General features: G+C 46.9%; 24 protein-coding genes. 4 read left to right on the forward strand and 20 right to left on the reverse strand.

The window, feature by feature from the left end; translation table 11 throughout:
• Nucleotides 1–159: 159 nt before the first annotated feature.
• The 12 genes from DIJ65_RS12330 to DIJ65_RS12385 all read right to left on the reverse strand — a co-directional run bounded on the left by DIJ65_RS12330 (nucleotide 160) and on the right by DIJ65_RS12385 (nucleotide 11,144).
• Nucleotides 160–1,245, reverse strand: coding sequence for a bifunctional 3-deoxy-7-phosphoheptulonate synthase/chorismate mutase (locus DIJ65_RS12330; RefSeq protein WP_071151789.1), 1,086 nt, complete (start codon nucleotides 1,243–1,245; stop codon nucleotides 160–162).
• 168 nt (nucleotides 1,246–1,413) lie between these two features.
• Complete coding sequence (gene ytxJ / locus DIJ65_RS12335; RefSeq protein WP_117302761.1) at nucleotides 1,414–1,743, reverse strand: bacillithiol system redox-active protein YtxJ; 330 nt, start codon at nucleotides 1,741–1,743, stop codon at nucleotides 1,414–1,416.
• Between the two features lie 14 nt (nucleotides 1,744–1,757).
• Entirely contained in the window at nucleotides 1,758–2,543 is a 786-nt protein-coding gene (locus DIJ65_RS12340; protein ID WP_117302763.1) for a YtxH domain-containing protein, read from the reverse strand.
• A 34-nt stretch (nucleotides 2,544–2,577) separates the two neighbouring features.
• On the reverse strand, nucleotides 2,578–3,069 hold the full coding sequence (locus DIJ65_RS12345) for a DUF948 domain-containing protein (protein WP_071151790.1): 492 nt from the start codon (nucleotides 3,067–3,069) through the stop codon (nucleotides 2,578–2,580).
• A gap of 137 nt (nucleotides 3,070–3,206) precedes the next feature.
• Nucleotides 3,207–4,520 (reverse strand): UDP-N-acetylmuramate--L-alanine ligase, encoded by a 1,314-nt coding sequence (gene murC / locus DIJ65_RS12350; RefSeq protein ID WP_071151791.1) that lies wholly within the window; start codon nucleotides 4,518–4,520, stop codon nucleotides 3,207–3,209.
• Nucleotides 4,521–4,660: 140 nt separating this feature from the next.
• The gene (locus DIJ65_RS12355) at nucleotides 4,661–7,114 is read right to left on the reverse strand and encodes a DNA translocase FtsK (protein ID WP_117302765.1); all 2,454 of its coding nucleotides are present in this window, start codon (nucleotides 7,112–7,114) and stop codon (nucleotides 4,661–4,663) included.
• Nucleotides 7,115–7,120: 6 nt separating this feature from the next.
• Nucleotides 7,121–7,729 carry a YtpR family tRNA-binding protein gene (ytpR, locus tag DIJ65_RS12360; protein ID WP_117302766.1) on the reverse strand — a complete coding sequence of 203 codons (609 nt, stop codon included), beginning with the start codon at nucleotides 7,727–7,729 and terminating at the stop codon, nucleotides 7,121–7,123.
• Complete coding sequence (locus DIJ65_RS12365; RefSeq protein ID WP_117302768.1) at nucleotides 7,726–8,541, reverse strand: DUF1444 family protein; 816 nt, start codon at nucleotides 8,539–8,541, stop codon at nucleotides 7,726–7,728. The genes ytpR and DIJ65_RS12365 overlap by 4 nt, the downstream gene beginning before the upstream one ends.
• A 61-nt stretch (nucleotides 8,542–8,602) precedes the next feature.
• The gene (locus DIJ65_RS12370) at nucleotides 8,603–8,920 is read right to left on the reverse strand and encodes a thioredoxin family protein (RefSeq protein ID WP_117302822.1); all 318 of its coding nucleotides are present in this window, start codon (nucleotides 8,918–8,920) and stop codon (nucleotides 8,603–8,605) included.
• 12 nt (nucleotides 8,921–8,932) lie between these two features.
• Complete coding sequence (locus DIJ65_RS12375; RefSeq protein WP_117302770.1) at nucleotides 8,933–9,448, reverse strand: hypothetical protein; 516 nt, start codon at nucleotides 9,446–9,448, stop codon at nucleotides 8,933–8,935.
• A 60-nt stretch (nucleotides 9,449–9,508) separates the two neighbouring features.
• Nucleotides 9,509–10,030, reverse strand: a complete 522-nt coding sequence (locus tag DIJ65_RS12380; RefSeq protein WP_117302771.1) for a DUF84 family protein — start codon at nucleotides 10,028–10,030, stop codon at nucleotides 9,509–9,511.
• Nucleotides 10,031–10,070: 40 nt separating this feature from the next.
• The gene (locus DIJ65_RS12385; RefSeq protein WP_117302773.1) at nucleotides 10,071–11,144 is read right to left on the reverse strand and encodes a M42 family metallopeptidase; all 1,074 of its coding nucleotides are present in this window, start codon (nucleotides 11,142–11,144) and stop codon (nucleotides 10,071–10,073) included.
• A 173-nt stretch (nucleotides 11,145–11,317) separates the two neighbouring features.
• Between DIJ65_RS12385 and DIJ65_RS12390 the strand changes: the two genes are divergently transcribed.
• Together DIJ65_RS12390 and DIJ65_RS12395 are read left to right on the forward strand one after the other, a co-directional pair.
• Nucleotides 11,318–11,632 (forward strand): hypothetical protein, encoded by a 315-nt coding sequence (locus DIJ65_RS12390; RefSeq protein WP_117302774.1) that lies wholly within the window; start codon nucleotides 11,318–11,320, stop codon nucleotides 11,630–11,632.
• Between the two features lie 76 nt (nucleotides 11,633–11,708).
• Nucleotides 11,709–12,266 carry an AAA family ATPase gene (locus DIJ65_RS12395; RefSeq protein WP_117302776.1) on the forward strand — a complete coding sequence of 186 codons (558 nt, stop codon included), beginning with the start codon at nucleotides 11,709–11,711 and terminating at the stop codon, nucleotides 12,264–12,266.
• A 372-nt stretch (nucleotides 12,267–12,638) separates the two neighbouring features.
• On the opposite strand, the gene DIJ65_RS12400 is transcribed toward DIJ65_RS12395, so the two are convergent.
• The 6 genes from DIJ65_RS12400 to pepV form a co-directional block, all read right to left on the reverse strand.
• Nucleotides 12,639–13,493, reverse strand: a complete 855-nt coding sequence (locus DIJ65_RS12400; RefSeq protein ID WP_071152183.1) for a YtnP family quorum-quenching lactonase — start codon at nucleotides 13,491–13,493, stop codon at nucleotides 12,639–12,641.
• Between the two features lie 21 nt (nucleotides 13,494–13,514).
• Complete coding sequence (gene trmB / locus DIJ65_RS12405; RefSeq protein WP_071152182.1) at nucleotides 13,515–14,162, reverse strand: tRNA (guanosine(46)-N7)-methyltransferase TrmB; 648 nt, start codon at nucleotides 14,160–14,162, stop codon at nucleotides 13,515–13,517.
• Between the two features lie 18 nt (nucleotides 14,163–14,180).
• Entirely contained in the window at nucleotides 14,181–15,092 is a 912-nt protein-coding gene (locus DIJ65_RS12410; protein ID WP_071152181.1) for a diacylglycerol/lipid kinase family protein, read from the reverse strand.
• 22 nt (nucleotides 15,093–15,114) lie between these two features.
• Entirely contained in the window at nucleotides 15,115–15,654 is a 540-nt protein-coding gene (thpR, locus tag DIJ65_RS12415) for an RNA 2',3'-cyclic phosphodiesterase (protein WP_071152180.1), read from the reverse strand.
• 90 nt (nucleotides 15,655–15,744) lie between these two features.
• On the reverse strand, nucleotides 15,745–16,593 hold the full coding sequence (gene dat / locus DIJ65_RS12420; RefSeq protein WP_117302777.1) for a D-amino-acid transaminase: 849 nt from the start codon (nucleotides 16,591–16,593) through the stop codon (nucleotides 15,745–15,747).
• 84 nt (nucleotides 16,594–16,677) lie between these two features.
• Nucleotides 16,678–18,054 (reverse strand): dipeptidase PepV, encoded by a 1,377-nt coding sequence (pepV, locus tag DIJ65_RS12425; protein WP_117302779.1) that lies wholly within the window; start codon nucleotides 18,052–18,054, stop codon nucleotides 16,678–16,680.
• A 310-nt stretch (nucleotides 18,055–18,364) separates the two neighbouring features.
• Between pepV and DIJ65_RS12430 the strand changes: the two genes are divergently transcribed.
• A complete protein-coding gene (locus tag DIJ65_RS12430; protein ID WP_117302781.1) occupies nucleotides 18,365–18,586 on the forward strand; it encodes a DeoR family transcriptional regulator in 222 nt (73 codons plus the stop codon).
• 229 nt (nucleotides 18,587–18,815) lie between these two features.
• On the opposite strand, the gene DIJ65_RS12435 is transcribed toward DIJ65_RS12430, so the two are convergent.
• Both DIJ65_RS12435 and DIJ65_RS12440 read right to left on the reverse strand, forming a co-directional pair.
• Nucleotides 18,816–19,529, reverse strand: a complete 714-nt coding sequence (locus DIJ65_RS12435; RefSeq protein ID WP_117302782.1) for a pseudouridine synthase — start codon at nucleotides 19,527–19,529, stop codon at nucleotides 18,816–18,818.
• An 8-nt stretch (nucleotides 19,530–19,537) separates the two neighbouring features.
• On the reverse strand, nucleotides 19,538–21,142 hold the full coding sequence (locus DIJ65_RS12440) for a putative polysaccharide biosynthesis protein (RefSeq protein WP_117302784.1): 1,605 nt from the start codon (nucleotides 21,140–21,142) through the stop codon (nucleotides 19,538–19,540).
• A 306-nt stretch (nucleotides 21,143–21,448) separates the two neighbouring features.
• Between DIJ65_RS12440 and DIJ65_RS12445 the strand changes: the two genes are divergently transcribed.
• Complete coding sequence (locus tag DIJ65_RS12445) at nucleotides 21,449–22,714, forward strand: BaiN/RdsA family NAD(P)/FAD-dependent oxidoreductase (RefSeq protein WP_117302785.1); 1,266 nt, start codon at nucleotides 21,449–21,451, stop codon at nucleotides 22,712–22,714.
• Nucleotides 22,715–22,789 lie beyond the last annotated feature (75 nt).

The raw sequence follows: 22,789 nt of genomic DNA on the forward strand, positions 1-22,789 counted from the left end.
TTGCCGCCCGCTTCCTTCAGATTCCACGTCGCCGTAGACACCCTTGCGCTTGGCTAACTGTTACTTCTGCCTTCACAGTTCGGGACTCGCACCCTATAGATTACGCCCATGCCGGGCACACCAAAAAACAAAAGCCGGGTTTTCACCCGGCTCTTGGAGTTACATTTTCATCTCATACTGCTTCATGAATTTCATCAATGAATCGTAGTATTCATCGAATTGCTGAAGATTCATCTGTTGCTGTGCATCTGATAAGGCTACTGCCGGGTCCGGGTGGACTTCTGCCATAACCCCGTCAGCTCCGATGGCGATTGCCGCTTTGGCAGCCGGCAAGAGAAGGTCGCGGCGTCCAGTAGAATGTGTTACATCAACGAATACCGGCAAATGCGTTTCCTGTTTAAGAATAGGCACTGCTGAAATATCCAATGTATTGCGTGTTGCTTTCTCATATGTGCGAATGCCTCGCTCACAAAGAATAATCTGGCTGTTGCCTGAAGCGATGATGTATTCAGCCGCATTGATGAATTCCTCAATAGTAGCTGACATGCCGCGTTTCAGCAGAACCGGTTTGTTGATGCTTCCGACAGCTTTCAGCAATTCAAAGTTCTGCATATTGCGTGCGCCAACCTGGACTACATCGACGTATTCGAGTGCATCTTCCAAGTGATGAGGTGTAACGATTTCAGAAACCACCGCCAAATTGTGCTGGTCTGCGGCTTTCTTCAGCAGTTTCAAACCTTCAAGACCCAATCCTTGGAAATCGTATGGTGATGTGCGGGGTTTGTAAGCTCCGCCTCGAATCATTTTCAGGCCTTTGCCGCCAATTGCTTCTGCAACTTTCATGACCTGATCCTGGGATTCCACTGCACAAGGGCCAAATATGAATGAAGGTTCGCCTTGTCCGATCTTTTCACCGTTAATATCGATAATTGTATCTTCCGCTTTGTTTTTACGCGACACAAGCAGTGCTTTGCGCGTATCTTCTTCCTGCATATCCAAAGCAGACTTGAAAATTTCCTTGAATATATGATCAACCGTTTTTTGGTCTAAGGGACCGTTATTATTATCTTTCAGCAAATTCAGCATATGTCGCTCACGCAGCGGGTCATATCTGTTCATCCCCTGCTTTTCCTTGATTTTTCCGATTTCCTGTATAACAGAAGCTCTGTCGTTTATCAGGGACAGAATTTGCAGGTTTACTGCATCGACTTTTTCTCTCAGCTGTTCCAAATCCATCTTGCTCATCCTAATTTCCCCTTTCATAAATCACCTTTAATCGGTGACTTATCTTAACATGATAGGACTAGTATATGCAAAAGATTCAACAAAGTCACGAAAAATGTTTTAGCGATTCAACGCGCTAAAGTAAAAACCCCTGAAAAAGACCGGAGCACTGGGGCTCCGGCCATTTCATTAAGCTAAAAATTCTTTCATTGCTTTGCTTTTAATTTTATTATGCGATGCATGCCAGTCGACTTGCATGTTTGAGAAATGCATCAATTGGGGTGACTCATGTTTAATCTGTGTGATTTCTGCAATTTCCTGCGCCAATTTTTTATCTTCCTGGACTACCAGAAAAAGAAAAAGCTGATTCGGATGCAGGGAACAATATTCATTGTATTCGTTCCAGGCGGCCGCAGAAACCGGGCATGTGCTGCTGTGTTTGAACAGCCAATAACTTTGGGTGCCTTCAACGGCTTTCTTGAGACCATCCAAATCCTGTACTCGTAGTAAATTTTTCATTTTATCCGCTCCAATTATTTCGTTGAGTTGTTTTTATTGCTGTTGGAATTGGAATTATTTTTATTGACCTGGTTACCGGATTTGCTTTGGTTTCCAGATTTGTTCTTGTTGGTATTTGAAGTGTTTCCTGAACTCGCGCCTGTAGTGGAACCTCCGCTGCTTGTTACATCATCCTTGGTTGTTGAACCCGTCGAATAGCCTGAACCGGATTTCTTTTCATCATTCACTTCTTCTACAGCCTCTTTCAAAGCGTTGGCCGTCGATGTGAATGCCTCGTCACCCGCAGTTTCAGTTTCTTTATTCGACTCATAGACAGTGTTCTGGATCGTCGCATGCATATCAATTGATTCTTCCCCTTCAGATGAGGCTGTGCCGTCATCCATCGGTGAAGAGCCGCCTTTGATGCCTTTTACTTTATCGACAACTTTAGAAGACTGGTCCTTAAGCTGCTGCTTTAAGCCGCCTTCGCTGTCAGAACCTCCATTTGAACTTTGGGTCTTTTCTTTCAACGAGGATACCTGGGTATTCAATTCACCACGGAATTCTTTCCCCGATTTTGGTGCAAGGAATAATGCAGCTGCAGCTCCGATAACCACTCCTACAAGAGCGCCCATCAGGAAACTGCCTGAGCCAGACTCTTCTTCGTAATCATAAAGGTCGTCATATCTGCTGGACATGCCATACGATTGGGGAACGTAATCACTTTGCTGATAGTTTTGTCCCGTATTCGTATAATAGTCCCGATTATACTGCGAGTCATTATAATTTGGTTTGTTGAACTCATTATTTTTTTCAGTCATTTTACATTCCTCCAATTAGTATATGGTACTTTAATCAGTACTGATCGTTGTGCGGAAGCTGTTTCTGACCCGGTACAGGCTGATATGTTTCAGTCTGCTGGGTATTGTATGCTTTGCGGGCTTTCCATTTGTCGCGGATTCCCATAGCTACGTTGCTCCATTGCACAACCTGTGCAATTTTTTCTTCATTTTGTTCAGCCTGGGAAGCGATCGACATTGTAATGCGGCGAACAGAAGCATTCAAATCAGTCACCGAATTGCCAACACCTTTAACAGCATCAACAACACCGTTAAGCTTTTCAGTCTTCACCTGGATATCCTCTGCGAGCTCATTTGTTTTATGCAGAAGATTTGTGGTCTCCAATGTGACACCCTGCAATTGGTTTTCGAGCCCCGAAACAGTTCCAGATACTTCTTTTAATGTGTTTTTCAACGAATTCAACGTCACTGCAAGAGCTATGCATAGAATTAAGAATCCGACAGCAGCCACGATTGCGGCTATGTAGAGCAGTATTTGCCAATCCATGAAAATTCCTCCTTTTACATTCTGTTATATAACTTTTCTACCCTCGCAGGCCTGAGCCTAAACACAGGCCTTCTACATTAATTCTCCAAAGCTTTGCAAAAGACCTGCAAAAAGAAGAAAACAGTTTAACCCGAAAGTTAAACTGTTTCCTCTGTCTTCAGCATATTTTCAAATGCCTCTTTAAATTTGGTGACATCCCCTGCTCCCATGAACAAGAAAACACCGTCTTTATGCTCCGTGAGCTGTGCTATATCTTCCACCTGCATCAATTTGCTGGCCGGTATCTTCTCTTCCAGATCACGGATCGTCAATGTGCCGGCTTCTTCCCGGGCCGATCCAAAGATATCACAAAGGTAAACCTGGTCTGCTTCGGCCAGGCAATCAGCAAATTCCTGCAGGAATGTCTGCGTCCGCGTAAATGTGTGCGGCTGGAAAATGGCAATCACTTCACGCTCAGGAAACTTCTGGCGGGCTGATTGCAAAGTCGCACGGATTTCTGTCGGATGATGTGCATAATCGTCAATAAGGATGCGCTCCCCGATATCGGTTTGCGAAAATCGCCGTTTGACTCCTTCGTAATCACTGAATTGCTGTTGGATGATATCAGCCGGTATATTTTCATAATGGCACAGCGATATCACCGCCAGGGCATTCAGAATGGTGTGGTCACCGAACATCGGAATGGTGAATGTATGGAAAAATTCGTTGCGGATCACCACATCGAAAGTTGTGCCTTCGGTAGTTTTAACGATATTTCTTGCCTGGAAATCATTCTCTTCACCGAATCCGTAATAAACCATCGGCACTGGAGCCTGTAATTTCTGAAGATATTCATCATCTCCACAGGCGATTATGCATTTTTTTACTTGCTGCGCCATTTCTTCGAACGCTTTAAAAACATCATCGACGCCGGAAAAATAATCCGGGTGATCAAAATCGATATTTGTCATAATAGCGTAATCGGGATGATAGGCAAGGAAGTGTCGGCGATATTCACAAGCTTCAACAACGAAGAAATGTGAATCCTCCATGCCATATCCTGTACCGTCCCCGATCAGAAATGAAACAGGCTTATAGCCGTTCAAAACGTGCGCCATAAGGCCGGTAGTCGAGGTTTTGCCATGGGCACCGGTTATGGCGACAGAAACATATTTCTTCATCAGGTCACCAAGGAATTCATGGTAGCGGATAATGGTTGCGCCAATTTCTCGTGCCCGTACAAGTTCAGGATGTTCGTCATTAAAGGCGTTGCCGGCAATGATGGTCATATCAGCTGTAATATTTTCCGGATTGAACGGAAGAATGGAAATGCCCCGCTCCCGCAAACGTTCTTCAGTGAAAAAATATTTGGCGATATCCGAACCCTGCACTTCGTTCCCCATATCATGCATGATCTGAGCGAGCGGACTCATGCCTGAGCCCTTGATGCCGGTAAAATGTAAAACTGTCATAAGTGAACCTCCTGTGGAAGTTTTAAGTAGTCTATTCCATCTGTTTTGAGGTGGATAGCCGATTTGGATCTAAAAACGTTCGCTTGCATCTTCTTTTTATCGTGCAGTATTTTCGTAAATTTAAGGCAATAACATAACCTTTATTGGAACACTTCTGTTAGATCCTCTTCAGTGATTAATACGGATCGTGCTTTGCTGCCGTTCTGCTCAGATATGAATCCATGTTCTTCAATAAGGTCCATCAGCCGTGCCGCCCGGTTGTAGCCGATGTGGAATTTCCGCTGCAGAAGAGAAGTGGATGCACTGCCCTGCTGCATGATGAAACGGCAGGCTTCTTCGAAGAGGTCATCCTGCTCGGCCCCCGCGCCGCCCTGCTTGATCAATTCTTCTTCTTTAAAAAAATACTCAGGCTCGCCCTGGCTGCGGACATGTTCAATAATCTTCTCGATTTCTTCATCTGTTACAAAAGTTCCCTGGATCCGGCTCGGTGCAGACATGCCGTTGCCGAGGTAAAGCATATCTCCTTTGCCCAGTAAACGCTCAGCGCCCTGCGAATCAAGGATCGTCCGGCTGTCCACTTGGGATGAGACAGAAAACGCGATACGTGTTGGTATATTCGATTTGATCAGACCGGTTATGACATCAACAGAAGGCCGCTGTGTGGCAATGACCAGATGGATGCCGCAGGCGCGCGCTTTTTGTGCTATGCGGCAAATCGCATCTTCAACATCAGACGGCGACATCATCATCAGATCTGCAAGTTCATCGATGACAATCAGGATATAAGGCAGATGCTGTGCGGGATTGCCTTTTTCTTTGACGGTTTTATTATAGCGGTCGATATCCCTGACCCCTGTGTGGGCAAACAGCTGATAGCGGCGCTCCATTTCGGATACTGCCCACTTCAATGAGGCCGTAGCCGCTTTTACGTCCGTTATTACCGGACTGACCAAATGCGGAATGTGATTGTAAGGAGCCAGTTCAACCATTTTTGGATCGATCAGCAGTAATTTCAGATCCTGTGGCGACGATTTGTAAAGAAGGCTTACAAGCAATGAATTGATGCAAACCGATTTTCCTGAACCGGTCGCTCCTGCAATCAGGCCGTGGGGCATTTTTCTCAAATCCAGCGTTACCGGTTTTCCTGTAAGGTCGAGTCCGAGTGCGGCTTCCAACGGAGAATCGGAATCCCGGAATTGCGGACTTTCAATCACTTCAGAAATTCTGACAGGCCGGGATGTCCGATTGGGTATCTCTATGCCAATCGAGCTTTTTCCGGGGATCGGAGCCTGTATGCGAATATCTTTGGCTGCGAGCGCCAATTTCAGGTCGTCCGCCAAATTCCGGATTTTGCTTACTTTCACTCCCTGGGCTACAGTCATTTCAAATTGAGTAACAGCAGGTCCCTGAACGATGCTTATAATTGTTGCCTGTACCTGGAAGTGCGACAGGGCTTCCACCAGTCGATCGCCTTGTTCAGCCATCCATTCCTCGTCTTTGCGTTCATTTTCCGGTGCTAAAAGAAAGTTGTTATGCGGATGGTCATAGCTTCCGGCAGGCTTTGCCTCAGTGCAGACTGCCTCTGCTGAAGCTGATTCCGGATCTGAAACTGATTCTGGATCTTTGAATGCTGAGGGCTCATCGGATATTTTGGCCGGTTCAGTTGCCGGTACTGGCTTTAATGCTTGCAAGGATGTCGGTTTTACCGGACCGGCGTTATGCTTTTTTGATTTTTCTTTATCCGATTTCAGCATCAAAACGTTAAAGGGAACCGTTTTCTCTTTTCTTCGCTCCGTGCCGGCCGCAGCACTGCCCTGGTCCCGGTCAGTTTTCACAGATTTTTCACTATGTACCGGTTTGGTGTCATCGGAAACCACGGATGCCGCACTTTCAACGTCCTGCGGCTGTTCAGTGTGGACCGGTTCTTTTGGCTGCACTGGAAGCTCTTGTGCCGGAATTTCTTCCGTTTTTTCTGAAATCTCGGTTTGTGCCGGTTTTTCATCTTGAGGAACTTTCGGTTCTTCCACAAGCGTCTCGTTTGCTTCAGCCGCATTAGCGTCTTCTGCGGCCATTTCAACAGCTTTTTTCAGTACTGGTGAAGCTGCTTCATGGAACTCTTCATTCAATCCCTTCTGCTCCAAAAGGATTTCGATGGGTGTAGCTTTTCGCTCATTGAACCCATGGATCGGGGAAGGCACCCTTGTCGGTTCGAAGCGGCGTTTGATAGGTTCCGGCTTGCTCTCTTCCGGTATCGCCTTTACAGGCTGCGGCTGTGGTTTGCGCTGAACAGGAGCGCGCGGCGCCTGCCTTTGGAAAACAGGGGGCTCAGGATCCGGCCGGGTTTCTCGCCGCACGGGCTGCTGTTCCGTCGTCAAAGGCCGGCGGATTAGTTCTTCCCTTACTTCAGCCATTGTGACTTTTTCGCCACTCTGTTCTTTTTTCAAAAAGACTTCTCTTTCCTCATCTGTAATCAGGGGGAACCGGAAAGGCACGTTGCTGCTTCTGTTCTCGACAGGCGCTTCGATCTCCTGCTCAACTTCTTCCTCAATTTCATCCGTAAACATTCGATTCCATACTTTTTTAACCCAGCTCATAACAAGTCACGCCTTTACTTCAATTGCTGATCCGATTTCTTTATCATCTTCCAAAACCAAAATTCCCTTTTCCTCAGGCGCATCCGGCAAAGCCAATTCTTTGGCAGAACAAATCATGCCGCTTGATGCAATTCCGCGAAGTTCTGCATCTTTGATGAGCATACCGGAAGGCATTACGGCACCGACTTTTGCGACAACCACTTTTTGGCCGGCTTCCACATTCGGTGCACCGCAGACAATCTGCAATTTTTCAGTTCCGACCTGGACCTGGCAAACATTCAGTTTGTCGGCATTCGGGTGTTTTTCCATCGATTCCACGAAGCCCACCACGAATTTTGGTGTCAGATCGACTTCGAGCATAAAATCAATGCCGTTTTTTTCCAGGGAATTCTGCAGTTCAGTAACCAATTGTTCCGAGACATCGATTGAACCTGTTTCCGGAGCGCTGATGTATTGGGAAGCATTAAAAAGGTTGAAGCCGGCAATTGTACCGCTGCCGTCTTTAATGAGTGTGACATCCCCATTTTCTTCCGTGTGGATCTTCTCCGGCGTTGCTGTTTGAAGTTGAACCAGCAAGACATCACCGATTCCCTGCTTATTATAAAATGCATTCATTTCTCATCGTTCTCCTCTTCGGGTCTATTTTTTGCCAGGATAAAAATCGGTTCCAATTCGCCGTCTTCGTAAATGAAAGACAGGGACGTAATCGGCACTTTGCCATTGGTGAAGAAATGCATCGCCATCTGCGCGAGTACATCATAGCCGGATTCGTTCCGGATGTCTCCAATGATCAATACATCCTGGTGCGGGACCGATACAGTCATGTCTCCGGTAATTTTCTTTTTCATATCTTTCAGGAACGTTTCATTCAAAATTCGTGATGCATCATAACCATCATTTTCGTTGAGGAAATAAAATACGTTTCCGGCAACGTGGTCTTCCTTAACTGCAGTTTTCAGTTTCTTGACCTGGAATCTCGCCAGTTCCTTGAGCTGGTCTTCTGTCAGACTTAATGAATTTAACACATTTTCGTCAATTAAGCGATAGGTGGCACCGGTATCCAGCGCATAAAATATCCGTGTTTCCGCTGTATGATCTGTCGTGATAAAGCGGTTCCCCTCATTGGACACCACTGGGAACGAAGTCGATCGGATGACTGGATAGATGTGTTCGCCACCCGGCAAATTGCCTGCTGCTTCCTGTTCCATCGCTTTGAACGTTTCATTGATCGTGTAAACTATTTCGTTTACCGCTTCTTCGCCCTTGGTCTCGTAGCGGCTTGTAATTTTCGGCAGGTCCAGCGTCAGGCCTTTGCCGATTTGCATATGGCGTATGTTTGCTGTGTTATTTTCGCGATCGTAGCGCCATTCCAGATTCTTGCTCGGCAAACGTTCTCTTAAAAGATTCACCAATTGAGTCGAATTCATAATGATCTTCCTCTCTGTCAAAAATAAACGGCTCGACCTTCTCAGGCGAACCGTCGTAATATTATGATTGCAATCCTGCGATAAAAGCTTCAATTTCTTCGGGTGTTTTTCGGTCACGGCTGACAAAACGGCCAAGTTCATGCCCTTTGCTGAAAGCCAGAAAACTCGGTATGCCGTATATATCCATTTCGATGCAAAGATCGATGAACTCATCCCGGTCTACTGACAGGAAAGAATAATTCGGAAAAGCCTTTTCTATATCCGGCATGATTGGATCGATGACCCGGCAATCCGGACACCATCCGGCCGTAAACATGAATATTGTATCGTGTGAGTCTTTATATTCGTTGAACTGGTCAACAGATTCAAGTTTTTTCATCATCAATTCACCTCAATTTCCTTCTTCGATGGATCGTACTGTTTTCATCATCCATTCCATATTTTCCGGAACATCCGACTGTTCGGAAATAGTGGTCATTTTGACCCCTCCTGCGCTGACGACCACTTCAAACCGGTCATCCGCAATTGCTCTCAGAGTCGAAAAGCCGAACCGGCCATTCTGTTCGAAAGTCTCATCCGCAGCCCATTCCTGTTCTTCATTTGCTTTTTGCAAGTCGTAAAAGAATTTGCTGTCGGGAGCTTCATTCGGATTGATGAACAGCACAAAAGAATCACTGCCCTGCGTTATAATTACATTGTTTTCATCAGTAGGCTCTTCGATGTCATAGCCTCCAGGCAGATACAGTTCCGTTTCTCCGGCGGTTTCGTTCGTTTCCGGCGGCTCTTCTTCAAAAACTGTGCGGGTCTCGGAAAGCCCTTCCGCCAATCGTTCTTCAGGAGTTCCCGTGCATCCGGCTAATAAAATCATGGATAACACAGTTCCTGCAATAAAAGCTGACCGTTTCACGCGACTTCCTCCCCTGCTTTGCTGATACCTATTTTAAAGATGTTTCGATGCACTTGCAACTCAACCGCTGCCGAGCCGGTATTGACCGATCAGCAATGCCACGATATGTCCGAACATATCGCCGCGATTCATCAAACCATCGGTCAAAATTCCAACAGCGCCCTGATGATGGCGTATCCCTGTTCCGTTTGCATACCAGTCCATGACTGGTCCGAGCTCATTGCCGGCTCTCAATTCCTGTGCAATTTTCTCGGGTAACGGAATTTGGGCACCGCCTGCCGTATAAATTTTGCCGTCTGAACTTGCCAGGGCCCCCCAATTGCACAGGTACATCGTTCCCTCAAGTTCATATACCCCGCCTTCCAGCCCTATGGCCAGATCAAAATCGTGCCCCAGGGCGGCCAACGCCCTATTGACGGCCCCCCTTCTTGTTTCCGCAATTGAAAACGGCTGGGCAGAGACACCGGAAGCTGTTTCTGCTGCAATAATTTCCATATGTATACTGAGCTCTTCGCAACAATCTCTCACTGCTTTGATCTTCGCAGGATTTGTCGATGCCACAGCAAGTTTCAAAACGCCCATAATTTGGCCTCCTATTAAAAAAAGTGCCCGAGGGCACTCCTTATACGTTATTTTTTATTGTTTCAACTGTTGTACGGTCAGCTGCTCTGACCAACTTCAACAATAACTCTTTCGCAGCCGCATAATCGTCAGTGTGGATGATTGACGAAGAGGTATGGATATAACGGGAGCAGATTCCGATTACGGAACTTGGCACCCCTTCGTTAGCCTGATGCACACGTCCGGCGTCTGTGCCGCCCTGCGATATAAAATACTGGTAAGGAATATTATTCGATTCAGCTGTATCCAAAATGAATTCCCGCATGCCGCGGTGGGTGACCATGCTCTTATCGAGGATGCGAAGGAGAGTCCCCTTGCCCAATTGGCCGAATTCGTTTTTATTGCCATCAGCGTCATTCGCCGGGCTTGCATCAAGAGCAAAGAAAATGTCCGGATTGATCATATTGGCAGCCGTCATCGAACCGCGCAGTCCGATTTCTTCCATGACCGTCGCGCCTGAAAACAGTTCGTTCGGCAGCTTTTCATCTTTCAACTCGCGCAATAATTCGATTGCAAGTCCGCAGCCGTAGCGGTTGTCCCAGGCTTTGGCCATGATTTTCTTGTCATTGGCCATGGGAGTGAACGGGCTGTAGGGAATGATTTGCTGTCCTGGCCGAACGCCGAACGACAACGCATCTTCCTTGTCATCAGCTCCGATATCGATGAGCATGTTCTTGATTTCCATCGGTTTGCTGCGCAATTCCTCACTCAGCAAATGCGGCGGAATCGAACCGATGACGCCAGGAATCGCTTTGTCCCCCACCATGATTTCCACTCGTGTCGCCAGCATGACCTGGTTCCACCAGCCGCCAAGCGGTTGAAAGCGCAGCATGCCGTTATCAGTGATCTGTGTCACCATAAAGCCGACTTCGTCCATATGTCCCGCCACCATGATGCGGGGGCCGTCCCCTTCGCCGTGCTTGACGCCGAAAATACTGCCTAGATTATCCTGTATCAATTCATCGGAAACCAATCCCAACTCTTTTTTCATGAATTTGCGGACTGCATGCTCGTTGGCAGGTGCTCCGGGTAATTCCGTCAAAGTTTTAAATAACTCTCTCGTTTCACTATTCATGATACAACTTCCTCCTAAAATAAAATGCCTCTTACCAGTTTAGTGCTTTTTTCAGTTTATTTCCACTTTTTTATTTCGATGAACGAAAGAAACACATTTTGCGTGCTGTTATCATTTCTTGTTTTTTTATTATGTATGGTACAATTTAGCCAGTAAGTATAGGAGGGATCTAATTGAAAAATCGGGATTTATTGATCGGCTTTGCCACAGGCGTGGCTGCAACCTATGTCGTCAAAGAAATGGTTGACCGCAGCCAGAAGCTTTATCCGGCAGATGAAGTACTCAAGCAAGTGAAGAACTCGTTTAAAGAAGAAGGTCCGATCGACGGTTCATGGATTTACATGAAAACAGAGCCTTATACGCAGCACGCAGTTACAACCGATGTTTACAAAGGCGGCATCACTCGCCAACGCGATGACGAATTGGAGCAATTCGAATTCATGGCGGACGCTTTTACCGGCGCTGTCGTTGAAGTCTCAAAAGTCTAGATCATATTTAACTGCAGACAAATTTAGTTTTGAGTTTGTCTGTTTTTTATTTCTTTGAAAAAAAAGGCGGATGTTTATGAAATTTGTGCTGCTGTTCGGACCTCAGGCTGTCGGTAAAATGACGGTCGGGCAGGAATTGGCTGAAATCACAGAGCTGAAATTACTGCATAATCATATGACTATTGATTTGCTCGAACCGTTTTTTGGGTTCGAACCCGAGATGTGGAAGCTGTCGACGATGTTTCGGGAACAGATTTTCACCTCTTTCGCACGAAGTAATAAGTACGGCATGATCTTTACATATGTTTGGGCATTCGACCAACAGGAAGATTGGGATTTCGTGGAGAAGACCTGTGCAATTTTCGAAGAACAAGGGGCAGAAGTTTTCTTTGTGGAACTGGAAGCCGATCTCGGAGAAAGGCTCGAACGCAATAAAACCTCCAATCGCCTCGCGCACAAACCGACGAAAAGAGATACTGTGTCGTCCGAAAAAGAAATGGTGAAATCACATAAAGTATACCGATTGAATTCCAATGCGGATGAAATCCGGGCGGAAAATTATTTGCGGATAAACAATACGGGCATCCCTGCGAATAGAGTGGCCCGAAAGATTAAAGAACATTTTGAGTTGTGATGATTTTTCAATTAATGATTAGCTTCTATTTCTGCCGGTTTCCTCTTGAGAAGCCGGTTTTTTCATTTGGAAATATAAGTAAGTTACTGATTGCCAATCGCGAGGTGCGGGTTGAGGCGTTTGGGGTGCGGCTTGATTGATTTGGGGTGCGGCTTGGAGGTTTTGAGGTGCGGGTCGGCCGGTTTGGGGTGCGGTCAGCAGAAAACACCAAATAATAAATCCATTATTTTCCGATATTTTATTTATAGTTGCGCGATTTCGCAATTTAGTTGCGGTTAGCCTTCATTTAGTTGCGGTTAAATTGAAATTAGTTGCGCTTAGCCTTTTTCGACCACAAAAAAAGCACCGCCGCAGCGATGCCATCCTTCAAGCTCAAATATTCTTCTCTTTATACTGCAATGAGTCAACGATCTCTTTTCCGTCGTTGCTCCATTTCACCAAACGGTAATACGCGTCGTGATAAAACGAGAAATAATAATTGTTTTCCAGCGCTTCTTTCATCAGCCGCTCTTTGGCGTAGATCGAGTCCATCGGGTAATCATCGTATGCCAATACCCACAACGGATTCTTGTGTGCATGGGTCGGCATGATATCGCCCATATGGAGAATCGTTTCGCCGCCGCTTTGGAGCTTGATGACGGAATGGCCATTCGAGTGGCCGCCTGTATGGATCATCGTAATCGCCCCGAACAGGGTCAGCTCGTCATCAAATGTTTCCACCTGTCCCTGAATCGGTTCCCAATTTTCTTTCCAGTATGTGTTGCGGGACCGGATATTCGGGTGCTGCATTTCATTCCATTCGACAGCCGATACGTAAATCTTCGCATTCGGAAAAGCCGAAACGTATTCTTCTCCTTGCCGTTCCGTCAAGCCGGCCGCATGGTCTCCGTGCAGATGCGTCATCAATACCGTATCGATGTCTCCGGCAGAAAGTCCGAGCTCCTTCAAATCTTTATCCATTGAAGATTGGGCGGATACACCAAGATTACGGATTTGGCGGTCGGTCAATTTGCCGTCGCCCAGTCCGCTGTCGACCAAAATATTGTGTCCTTCAAATTGAATCAGAATCGGATGTGTCGGCAACTCGATGTTATTTTTCTCGTCCACCGGATATTTCTTCGACCACACCACTTTCGGGACCACACCGAACATTGTTCCGCCGTCCAGATTCGTGGTGCCGCCGTCGAGCCAGGTCAAAGTCATTTCGTGAAAATCAAATTTATCCATCATGCCATCCCCTTCTTCTGATTAAGAGTTGTACTGCGCTTCCATCCGGTAAATCGGCTGGCCTTTCTTCATGAACTTCTCTTCGTATTCCGTCATGATGTTCCATTCCGGCTCATTGGCGTGCAAATCCAGTGAAACGTCTTTCAACAGCATGCCATATTCCGAAATGCTGGTCAGTGAATACTCGAACAGGCCACGATTATCCGTTTTGAAATGGATCTCACCATTTTTCGGGAGCACCGTTTCATACAATCTCAAAAATGATTCATGCGTCAGGCGCCGTTTGGCGTGCCGCGTTTTCGGCCAGGGATCGGAAAAGTTCAGATACATGCGGTCGACTTCATTTTTTTCAAAAAAGCTTTCCATTTCCTGGGCGTTCACACGCAGAAGACGCAGGTTTGGAATGCCGCCTTCCTGTTCCAGCACCGTCTGAAGCGCCATGACAATGACACTGTCGAACAGCTCAATGCCGATGTAATTGATATCCGGATTGGCCAGCGCCAATCCCGTTATGAACCGGCCCTTGCCGGAGCCTGCTTCAATGTGCAAAGGATTCGAATTGCCGAATTCCTCCTGCCATTTGCCTTTCAGTGTTGCCGGTTCCGGGATCAAAATTTCCGGATGGGCTTCAATCAGTTCCGCTGCCCAAGGTTTATATCTCGCTCTCATTTCTTGTTCCTCTTTCCATCATTTATTTACAGAATGCCAATCGCTCTTACTGACAGTATAGCTGATACTGCGACCTTCGGGGGTGCGTCCGGCGCTGTCGCCGTCCACATGGCGGTAAACCGGCCGGTCAGCCGTCAATGAAAATGCAGTGCCTTTCAGCTGGTGGACTTCTTTGAATCGCAAATGCTTCCCGCTGAATACCGTACCAAAAACGAGGAGCAGTTTCAATCGGGAAAGCCAGTTGACGACGGTCAGCTCGAGCACGCCATCGTCCGTCACGGAATGCGGGGAAATTTTCATGCCTCCGCCAAAATATGGCTGATTGCTGACGGTGGCGAACCATACATTATCGTATTCGACCATCTCGCCTTCCTGTTCAACCGTCAAGCGGAACAACCGGAACCGCAACAGTGTCGTGATTACATAAACCATATAGACCAGCTTGCCAAGGCCAATTTTATTCAGCCAGTGCTTGACCTTGGAACGATTGACCAGCACCGAAATCTCGGCGTCAAAACCAATGCCCGAACTGCTGACGAAATGATAAGGCACCTCGTCAATAAATTCGCCAAGATCTTTAGGACTGCTTGTGGGATTTTCCAAAAAAGCCGCGATTTCTTCTGCATCCGCAAAAGAATGGAAGCCCCGGCCAAAGTCATTGCCTGAACCTGCTGCAACGGAGCCCACTATCAATTGGGGTGTGCCGGCAGCCCCTTCAATCACTTCCCGAAGCGTACCATCGCCGCCAAAACCGATTACTAAAACCGGAGACGGTGAATTTCGCAGTTCCCGAACAAGCACGGTGGCATGTCCACTCGATCGGCTGACCGCAAGTTCAAAAGGAAAGTGGACCGTTTTTTTGAACTTCAGCCATTTCTTCATTGAATTACCATTACCGGCCACCGGATTAATAACAAAAATTGTTCTCATTAGACCTCGCCCATTGACGCACTTACACGCCATCTTTCAATTTATAAGTTTTTATTGCCACATAGCGTGGTGTACTGTTCGGTTCAATCCGGAACAAACTGAAATCCTCTACACTGAAGTGCCCGGGTCCGAATGCCGGAATTTCAGTCCATTTATCTTTCCCGGCCCACTTATTCGCGATAGTGATGTGCGGAACAAATGGTTTGGTATCCGGAGTCAAATTGAAATCCTTGAGCGCTGTCATTATCTTATCCTGCAGTCCATTCAATGATTCACTTTCCTCCACCGCTGCATAGACTACTCCCGGTCTTTCCTTTTTCCCGAAGTAGCCTGTCCCGGTAATCTTCAGATCAAAGGGAGAGTGAGCTATATTCTGCAAAGCTTGTTCGACAGCCCTGATTTCCCCTTCCGGATCCGCGCCGATGAACACCAGCGTTATGTGCAGGTCCTCTGCAGCCGGGTAGCGTTTATGGCTCGACAGATTCCAGGAATCCCGCTGTTCCACCAGCGACCGCGCTTCCGGCAGAGGAATTTTTATGCCAATAAAATAATGGTTTGCCATTTTTATCACCTGTTAACAGTTTACCATTTATGTGCAAGCAAAAAAACAGTGCCCGGCGTCTGCCGGGCACTGTTTTCATCTGGAACGGGATTAAATTTTAACGCCCAAGTTCAATTTTGCCTCAAAAGCCTTCTGAAGCTTTTCAGTTTTGACACCACGCGTGCCATTTCCTATTTTGAAGCCATCAATCTCGACCAAGGGGATAATTTCTGCAGTTGTCGATGACATGAAGAACTCGTCCATTTGGAGCGCCTGGTCTTTTGTCATCGGTGTTTGCTGAACCTCAATTGCAAGCTCCTCACAAAGCGCCAAAATTGTTCTTCTTGTTATACCATCCAAAATAAGGTTCGTTGCAGGATGCGTATACAGGGTATTATTTTTTATGCCGTACATATTGGAAGAGGACCCTTCCGTAATAAGTTCGCCGCGGTGCAAAACAGCCTCAAAACAACCATAGTCGTAAGCTTCCTGTTTGGCCATGACATTCCCCAGCAGGTTGAGGCTCTTGATATCACATCTGAGCCAGCGCATATCTTCGATGAACTTGGCACGTGCGCCGTTTTGCATCAACTCCACCGGCCGTTCGACCGTCTTTGTATAAGCGACCACTACCGGAGAACTGCTGTCCGGGAACTGGTGCTGCCGCACAAAGGAGCCGCGTGTTATTTGCACATATACCTGACCGTTGGTGATTTCGTTTTTTTCCACCAGGTCGTACATCAATTTATGAAACACATCTTTTGTATACGGAACCAGAATTTTGACTTTTTCAGCGCTTTCATAAAATCGGTCGATATGTTCCTTCGCTGTATACAGATTTCCACCGTACACACGGATCACTTCGTAGATCCCATCGCCAAATTGATATCCCCGGTCCTCTTTTGATATCTTCAGCTCATCTTCCTGAATAAACTCTTCGTTGTGTAAGATCCATTCCATATCCATTCCTTCTTTCGCTTCTGTAATAGTCATTTCAGCCATAAATCATTGGGGATATAAAAATCAATTAAATCTGGAATAATATTATTTTTTCCTGCAGGCCAGTTGGCTGATCGCTTCGGCGTAAATCGCTGTGGCCTTCACCAGGTTTTTGATATCTACAAATTCATCCAGCTGATGGGCAACATCCTTTTCGCCCGGAAACAGCATACCGAAAGCAACGCCTTTTTCCATCACCCTGGCATAGGTGCCGCCGCCGATTGCCAGCAGCTCCGCTTTCTCGCCGGTCTGTTTTTCATAGGCATCCTGCAATGTCCTGATGAACGGATCATCCGCGTCCACGTAATGGGGGTGGGAATTGGAATTTACATTCACCGAAAACCCTTCCACCTGAATCGCTTCCACTTTTTCATCAAACGGACAGGAAATCGAATAACGCATACTTACTTCGACGGTTCCCCCCTGTGCTTTTTTAAAACGCATGATGCCGGCATTGAACGTCGTATCGCCGGAAGCTTCATCCGAAAATTGCAGATTCAGTGCGCGGCCGCGTGTATCTCCATAAAACTTATCCGCAATAAATTCTGTAAAAACCTGGCCGTCTCCAGTGAGATGGTCTTTCAGAAACAATGCCAGCATCACACCGGCGTTCAGGCCATCATCCGGTTCCATTGCGTGGGCCGCTTTGCCATGGACCGTCAATTTGACGGCATCACCACTCTCTTCCAGTGCAGTTTGCAGGCCATGTTGATTTGCAAAAACTTCAAAATCGGGCTTCCAGTCAGCCGAACGGCCTTCAACCGTGGCTTCTGCCAGATCCGGAACCATATTGGTCCGGTCGCCAGACCTGAAAGTGATCAATTGGTCTTCTTTACCCGAAAATACCTGAGAAAACACCAAACCGGCAATTCCTTTTTCCGCATTGATGATCGGAAAATCTGCATCCGGCGCAAACGCCATCGTCGGCATTTCTTCTTTTTGAAAATAATTTTCAACGCAGCGGAACCCGCTTTCCTCATCCGTCCCGATGATCAGCCTCACGCGTTTATCGAATTCATACCCCGCGTCTTTGACCATATTCAAAGCTGTCCAAGCCGCAATCGTCGGCCCTTTGTCGTCAATCGCGCCCCGTCCGAATAATTTGCCGTCTTCGATAACGCCGCCAAAAGGATCTTTCGTCCATCCTTCCCCGGTCGGCACCACGTCAACATGGCCAAGGATGCCAAGGAGTTCCTCTCCCTGCCCGATTTCAAGATGCCCGGCAATATTGTCGACATTTTTAACCTGATAGCCGTTTTCACGGCCTTTGTCCAAAAACCAGTCCAATGCCCTTTTCACTTCTTTGCCAAAAGGCGCATCCGCTGTTGCGTCTGTATTCAGCACACTTGGAATCGCAATCAACTCCTGCAATTCCTTCAGCATACTTTCCTTCCTCTTTTCCGCTTCCAGCTGCCAATCCATATATACACCCCGCTTTTATTACCACCATTGTACACCTTTTTAGACAATTTAAAAGAAATACCGGTTAAATTTCTGATAATTTTCCCACCGAAACATTTTCTTAGGAAAATGTAAATTTAAGTAAAATAAAATATAATCATGGATAAATCATTATTTTTTCGATATAATCAAATTGTCAGATAAATCCGACTGGCAGATATTTTTTAGGGGGATGTCTCAAACACTTGAAAAAAACCGGCCGGGTATACCCCGGCAGCTCGTCCGCTAGTCTTTGCCAACGGGAAAAAAGATGAAGGAGTGGTTCTCTTTTATGAAACCTACTACGGATCGCATGCTCATTCGAATTAAAGACATGTATAAGTACATCCTCGAAAACGGGACTGTAACTACGCAAGATTTAGTCGATGAATTCGGCATCACTCCTCGCACCATTCAAAGAGATTTGAATGTGTTAGCCTTTAACGATTTGGTGACAAGTCCAAGTCGGGGCAAATGGACAACGACGCAAAAAAAAGTGAGAATGACATCTTAGAGAAGAAAAGCGACGGCGCCCAATAGCAGATGTTAACCTAAGAACGCGACATCCTGTCGCAACGGTTAACTGACCCGCTTCCTGCGGGCCTCTGAAAGGCATAAGACGAATCAGCGAAATGGCGTTCTGTGCCATGCAGCTGAGTCGGCTTATGATCCGAAGAGCTGGGCCGCCGGAGTCTGGACACCAGAAAAATAGTTCTGCAACCAAAAAATGACCGCATCCGCGGTCATTTTTTCTCTTTCAATCCAGTTAGTTCTTCTTCCGTCAAATAACGGTATTCGCCCAAGTCCAGCTCCGGATCCAATTCGAGCGACCCCATCGACAGGCGTTTCAGGTAGACGACCTCTTTGCCGACACTTTCAAACATGCGTTTGACCTGATGGAATTTGCCTTCCGTGATTGTCAGCTCTATTTCTGATTCAGCACCGCTTTGCAGGATTTTCAAAAAAGCTTCTTTCGTTTGATAGCCGTCGTCCAGGACCACACCGCTCTTGAAAGCCTCGCCGTCTTCCTCTGTCACATGTCCTTCGATCCGCGCGTAATAGGTTTTCGCCACATGCTTTTTCGGTGACAGCAATTCATGTGCCAGTTTGCCGTCATTTGTCAGCAGCAGCAAGCCTTCGGTGTCCTTATCGAGTCTGCCCACCGGAAACGGTTCAAAATGCCTTTCTCCTTCTCCGAGCAGATCGATGACGGTTTCGTCATATTTATCTTCAGTGGCGGAAATGACGCCCGGGGGTTTATTCATCATCAGGTAGATGAATTCCGCGTATTCAACTTCTTCACCCGCTACTGTCACTGTATCAGCCACTTCGTCCACATGCTGTTTTGCATCACGGATGACTTCGCCGTTCACTTCCACAGTCTTCGATTTCAAAAGAATTTTAACGTCTTTTCGGGAACCGAAACCCATATTCGATAAAAATTTATCTATTCGCATAGTGCCTCCTAAAGACCGAATTTCCTGGTGTATTTCGTCAGACGTTCGCCGAAAAGTTTCTGGGCAATGCCTGTGCGGAGAGAGATGAAGCCGTACACAGCTCCTCCAATTCCTCCGACAATCAATATCCGGATGATTGACTGAATTTTACTCTCCATTCCGATAAACAGATCAAGACCTGCTAATGTCAGTAAAACGACCACCGCCATTACAGCATTCATCAAAACAATAAAGAAGATTCGGCGCACTACGAGCGCTGAACGATATTGCATTGTTACGATGATGACACCGATATTCATGGCGATGGCCGCCGAATAGCCGATGATGGTTGCCGCAATGGCACCGTCCGTTTCAAACAGTTTGATCAATGGTATATTCAGGGACAATTTCAGCAACAGCCCCGTCAATAAATTAAGGATGATCCATTTTTGCTGATTGATCCCCTGCAGGATTGATGCTGTTACAGGAAATAACGCAAACAGTATTGCTGCCGGCAAGTAATGCGCGAGAATTTCAGAGCCTATTTCACTGTTCTCGTAAAACAGATGGTACAGCTCATCCGACAGCAACGCCATGCCGACAACTGCAGGCAGTGTGAGAAAAATGATTGCCTGAAACGACTTGTCAAGTGTTCTCGTCAGAGCCTCATGTTCATTTTTTGTGAAATACTTGGTTATCAGTGGAATCAAAGCCATGGAAAAACCGGTTGCGAGCATGACAGGAATCATGACAAGCTTATGCGCCGTCAAATTTAAAATCCCCAGCAAATCGGTTTCCGACAGGTTGCCTGCAGCATCCATCGCCCGGTTGAATGTCAGTAGATCGACGAACTGGAACAATGGATTTGCAATTCCAAGGAATACAAGTGGTATGGCATACGTTAAAATCTCCCGGTACATATCACGCAGACCCACATCATAGGACTCAATTGAGTTTTGGCGCAACTGGTTATATTCCGGCTTCTTCTTTCTCCAGTAATAAAAGAGAACGACAACACCGCCAAGGGCTCCCACCGTAGCAGACAGGACCGCAAATTGGATGGCTGTCATTACTGAGCCGCCGAATACATTGATAACAAGATAGGCACTTCCGAGCAGGAAGACGATACGCACGATTTGTTCCACCAATTGTGAAACAGCTGTCGGCATCATATAATTATAGCCCTGGAAAAAACCTCTCCATAAACTCATGAAAGGAACGATAATCAGTGCAAAACTGACCCAGCGGATGGCGGAAGTGACGTCTTCCACCGAGTAAATTTCCTCTTTTTCTGAAATAGTCACTTTGGCAAGCGGTTCTGCTGCTATGTACATCAACAGAAAGCCGATAAAGCCGGTGACCAGCATCGTCAAAAGGCCCGACCGGAGCAGCTTCCTGCCGGTTTCATAATCGCCAAGGCTGTTATATTTGGCGACAAATTTCGAGAATGCCAACGGTGCCCCGGAAATTGCGACTGCCAGCATCAGTGTATATGGAATATAAGCGTATTGATAAAGACCGATATTGTCTGATCCCACAAGACTGTAGAAGGGGATGATATAAATGACGCCGAGCACTTTGGATATAAACATGCCCAGTGTTAAAATGGCAGTTCCTTTGATTAACGTTGACATTTTACACTTCCTGACTAATTCTTGATAAAAAAAACAATCTACACGATAGTTTACACTTATAAAAGGAATTACTCAACGGATTTTGAAGCATCGTGTATACTAAAGAAAAGCGACAACGCCCGTTAAGCTCTGAAAGGCATAAGAGGAATCAGCGGCGCGGCGCCCTTTGCCGCATAGCTGAGACGGCTTATGACCCGAAGAGCTGGGCAGTTGGAGTCTGGACAATAGAAAAGCCTAAGTGCCTGTCCAACTCTGGAAGGCGTTCTATTTTAGACAAATTAAAAACGAAAGCGAGTTCTATCTATTATGTATGACGTTATTATCATCGGCGGGGGTCCCTCTGGTCTGATGGCCTCCATCGCCGCCGCTTCACGTAACCAAAAGGTCCTGTTGATTGAAAAAGGCAAAAAGCTTGGCAAGAAGCTTATCATATCCGGTGGCGGGCGCTGCAATGTGACCAACCGCCTCTCACTTGACGAAATTGTGAAACACATACCCGGCAACGGCCGGTTCCTCCACAGCCCGTTTTCCGTATTCAATAATGAAGACATCATCACCTTTTTCGAAGGGCTTGGTGTAGCATTAAAAGAAGAAGATCATGGCCGCATGTTCCCTGTCTCGAATCGGGCACAGGATGTGGCAGATGCGATGTTCGCCGAAATGGACCGGCTTGGCGTCGAAGTTATGCGCGATGCCCCGGTTAAGAAATTATTGATGACTGAGGAAGGTGTGACCGGAGTACGCCTGCATACCGGTGAAGAATATACCGCAAAAGCGATTGTCGTCGCGGTCGGCGGCAAAGCCGTTCCGCAAACGGGATCCACCGGAGACGGCTATCCCTGGGCGGAAAAAGCCGGCCACACGGTAACCGACTTGTATCCGACCGAAGTGCCGCTGCTGTCCAAAGAACCTTTCATCGTCGGCCGCGATCTGCAGGGGCTGGCTCTCCGCGACGTTGCTGTTTCCGTGTTGAATAAAAAAGGAAAAGTCCTGGTGACCCATCAGATGGACATGCTGTTCACCCATTTCGGCTTGAGCGGCCCTGCAATTCTGCGCTGCAGCCAATATGTCGTCAAAGAAATGAAGAAAAACGGCGGCGTTCCGGTGGAGATGCGCATCAACTCGATGCCGGACGAAAATGCCGAATCGGCGTTCCAGCTTCTCATAAAAATGATGAAGGAAGAGCCGAAAAAAGCTGTCAAAAATGTATGGAAGAGTCTGGCGCAGGAACGCTGGCTGCTGTTCCTGCTGGACCGTGCAGGCATCGACCCATCAATCACCGGCGCAGAACTTGCCAGCGACAAAGTGCGGGCCATGGCTGCTCAACTTACCGCCTTCACGATGGACGTCACCGGCACACAATCAATTGAAAAAGCGTTTGTCACCGGCGGTGGCGTTTCCATCAAGGAAATCGAACCGAAGACGATGGCGTCCCGCAAAAAGCCCGGCCTTTACTTTTGCGGAGAAATCCTCGACATCCACGGCTACACAGGCGGCTATAATATCACGTCCGCCCTCGTCACCGGCAATGTTGCCGGCAGAAGCGCAGCGGACTTTGCAAAACAACTATAATATAGAGAAAACCCTTCGCATGAGTTTGCGAAGGGTTTTTTTATGCTTTATTCAAAGTTAGATCGATTTTAATTT

The sequence above is a fragment of the Planococcus salinarum genome (genome assembly GCF_007004625.1).
Classification (GTDB): domain Bacteria; phylum Bacillota; class Bacilli; order Bacillales_A; family Planococcaceae; genus Planococcus; species Planococcus salinarum.

Bases quoted from the DNA above. Each gene is read 5' to 3' on its own strand.
- DIJ65_RS12395 (WP_117302776.1), top strand. From the start codon at position 11,709: ATGAAATTTGTGCTGCTGTTCGGACCTCAGGCTGTCGGTAAAATGACG.
- DIJ65_RS12365 (WP_117302768.1), bottom strand. From the start codon at position 8,541: ATGAATTCGACTCAATTGGTGAATCTTTTAAGAGAACGTTTGCCGAGC.
- ytxJ (WP_117302761.1), bottom strand. From the start codon at position 1,743: ATGAAAAATTTACTACGAGTACAGGATTTGGATGGTCTCAAGAAAGCC.
- DIJ65_RS12370 (WP_117302822.1), bottom strand. From the start codon at position 8,920: ATGAAAAAACTTGAATCTGTTGACCAGTTCAACGAATATAAAGACTCA.
- DIJ65_RS12440 (WP_117302784.1), bottom strand. From the start codon at position 21,142: ATGTCAACGTTAATCAAAGGAACTGCCATTTTAACACTGGGCATGTTT.
- dat (WP_117302777.1), bottom strand. From the start codon at position 16,593: ATGGAATGGATCTTACACAACGAAGAGTTTATTCAGGAAGATGAGCTG.
- pepV (WP_117302779.1), bottom strand. From the start codon at position 18,054: ATGGATTGGCAGCTGGAAGCGGAAAAGAGGAAGGAAAGTATGCTGAAG.
- DIJ65_RS12385 (WP_117302773.1), bottom strand. From the start codon at position 11,144: ATGAATAGTGAAACGAGAGAGTTATTTAAAACTTTGACGGAATTACCC.
- DIJ65_RS12400 (WP_071152183.1), bottom strand. From the start codon at position 13,493: ATGGATAAATTTGATTTTCACGAAATGACTTTGACCTGGCTCGACGGC.
- DIJ65_RS12445 (WP_117302785.1), top strand. From the start codon at position 21,449: ATGTATGACGTTATTATCATCGGCGGGGGTCCCTCTGGTCTGATGGCC.
- DIJ65_RS12345 (WP_071151790.1), bottom strand. From the start codon at position 3,069: ATGGATTGGCAAATACTGCTCTACATAGCCGCAATCGTGGCTGCTGTC.
- DIJ65_RS12435 (WP_117302782.1), bottom strand. From the start codon at position 19,529: ATGCGAATAGATAAATTTTTATCGAATATGGGTTTCGGTTCCCGAAAA.
- thpR (WP_071152180.1), bottom strand. From the start codon at position 15,654: ATGGCAAACCATTATTTTATTGGCATAAAAATTCCTCTGCCGGAAGCG.
- ytpR (WP_117302766.1), bottom strand. From the start codon at position 7,729: ATGAATGCATTTTATAATAAGCAGGGAATCGGTGATGTCTTGCTGGTT.
- DIJ65_RS12410 (WP_071152181.1), bottom strand. From the start codon at position 15,092: ATGAGAACAATTTTTGTTATTAATCCGGTGGCCGGTAATGGTAATTCA.
- DIJ65_RS12380 (WP_117302771.1), bottom strand. From the start codon at position 10,030: ATGGGCGTTTTGAAACTTGCTGTGGCATCGACAAATCCTGCGAAGATC.
- DIJ65_RS12355 (WP_117302765.1), bottom strand. From the start codon at position 7,114: ATGAGCTGGGTTAAAAAAGTATGGAATCGAATGTTTACGGATGAAATT.
- DIJ65_RS12430 (WP_117302781.1), top strand. From the start codon at position 18,365: ATGAAACCTACTACGGATCGCATGCTCATTCGAATTAAAGACATGTAT.
- DIJ65_RS12340 (WP_117302763.1), bottom strand. From the start codon at position 2,543: ATGACTGAAAAAAATAATGAGTTCAACAAACCAAATTATAATGACTCG.
- trmB (WP_071152182.1), bottom strand. From the start codon at position 14,162: ATGAGAGCGAGATATAAACCTTGGGCAGCGGAACTGATTGAAGCCCAT.
- DIJ65_RS12330 (WP_071151789.1), bottom strand. From the start codon at position 1,245: ATGAGCAAGATGGATTTGGAACAGCTGAGAGAAAAAGTCGATGCAGTA.
- murC (WP_071151791.1), bottom strand. From the start codon at position 4,520: ATGACAGTTTTACATTTTACCGGCATCAAGGGCTCAGGCATGAGTCCG.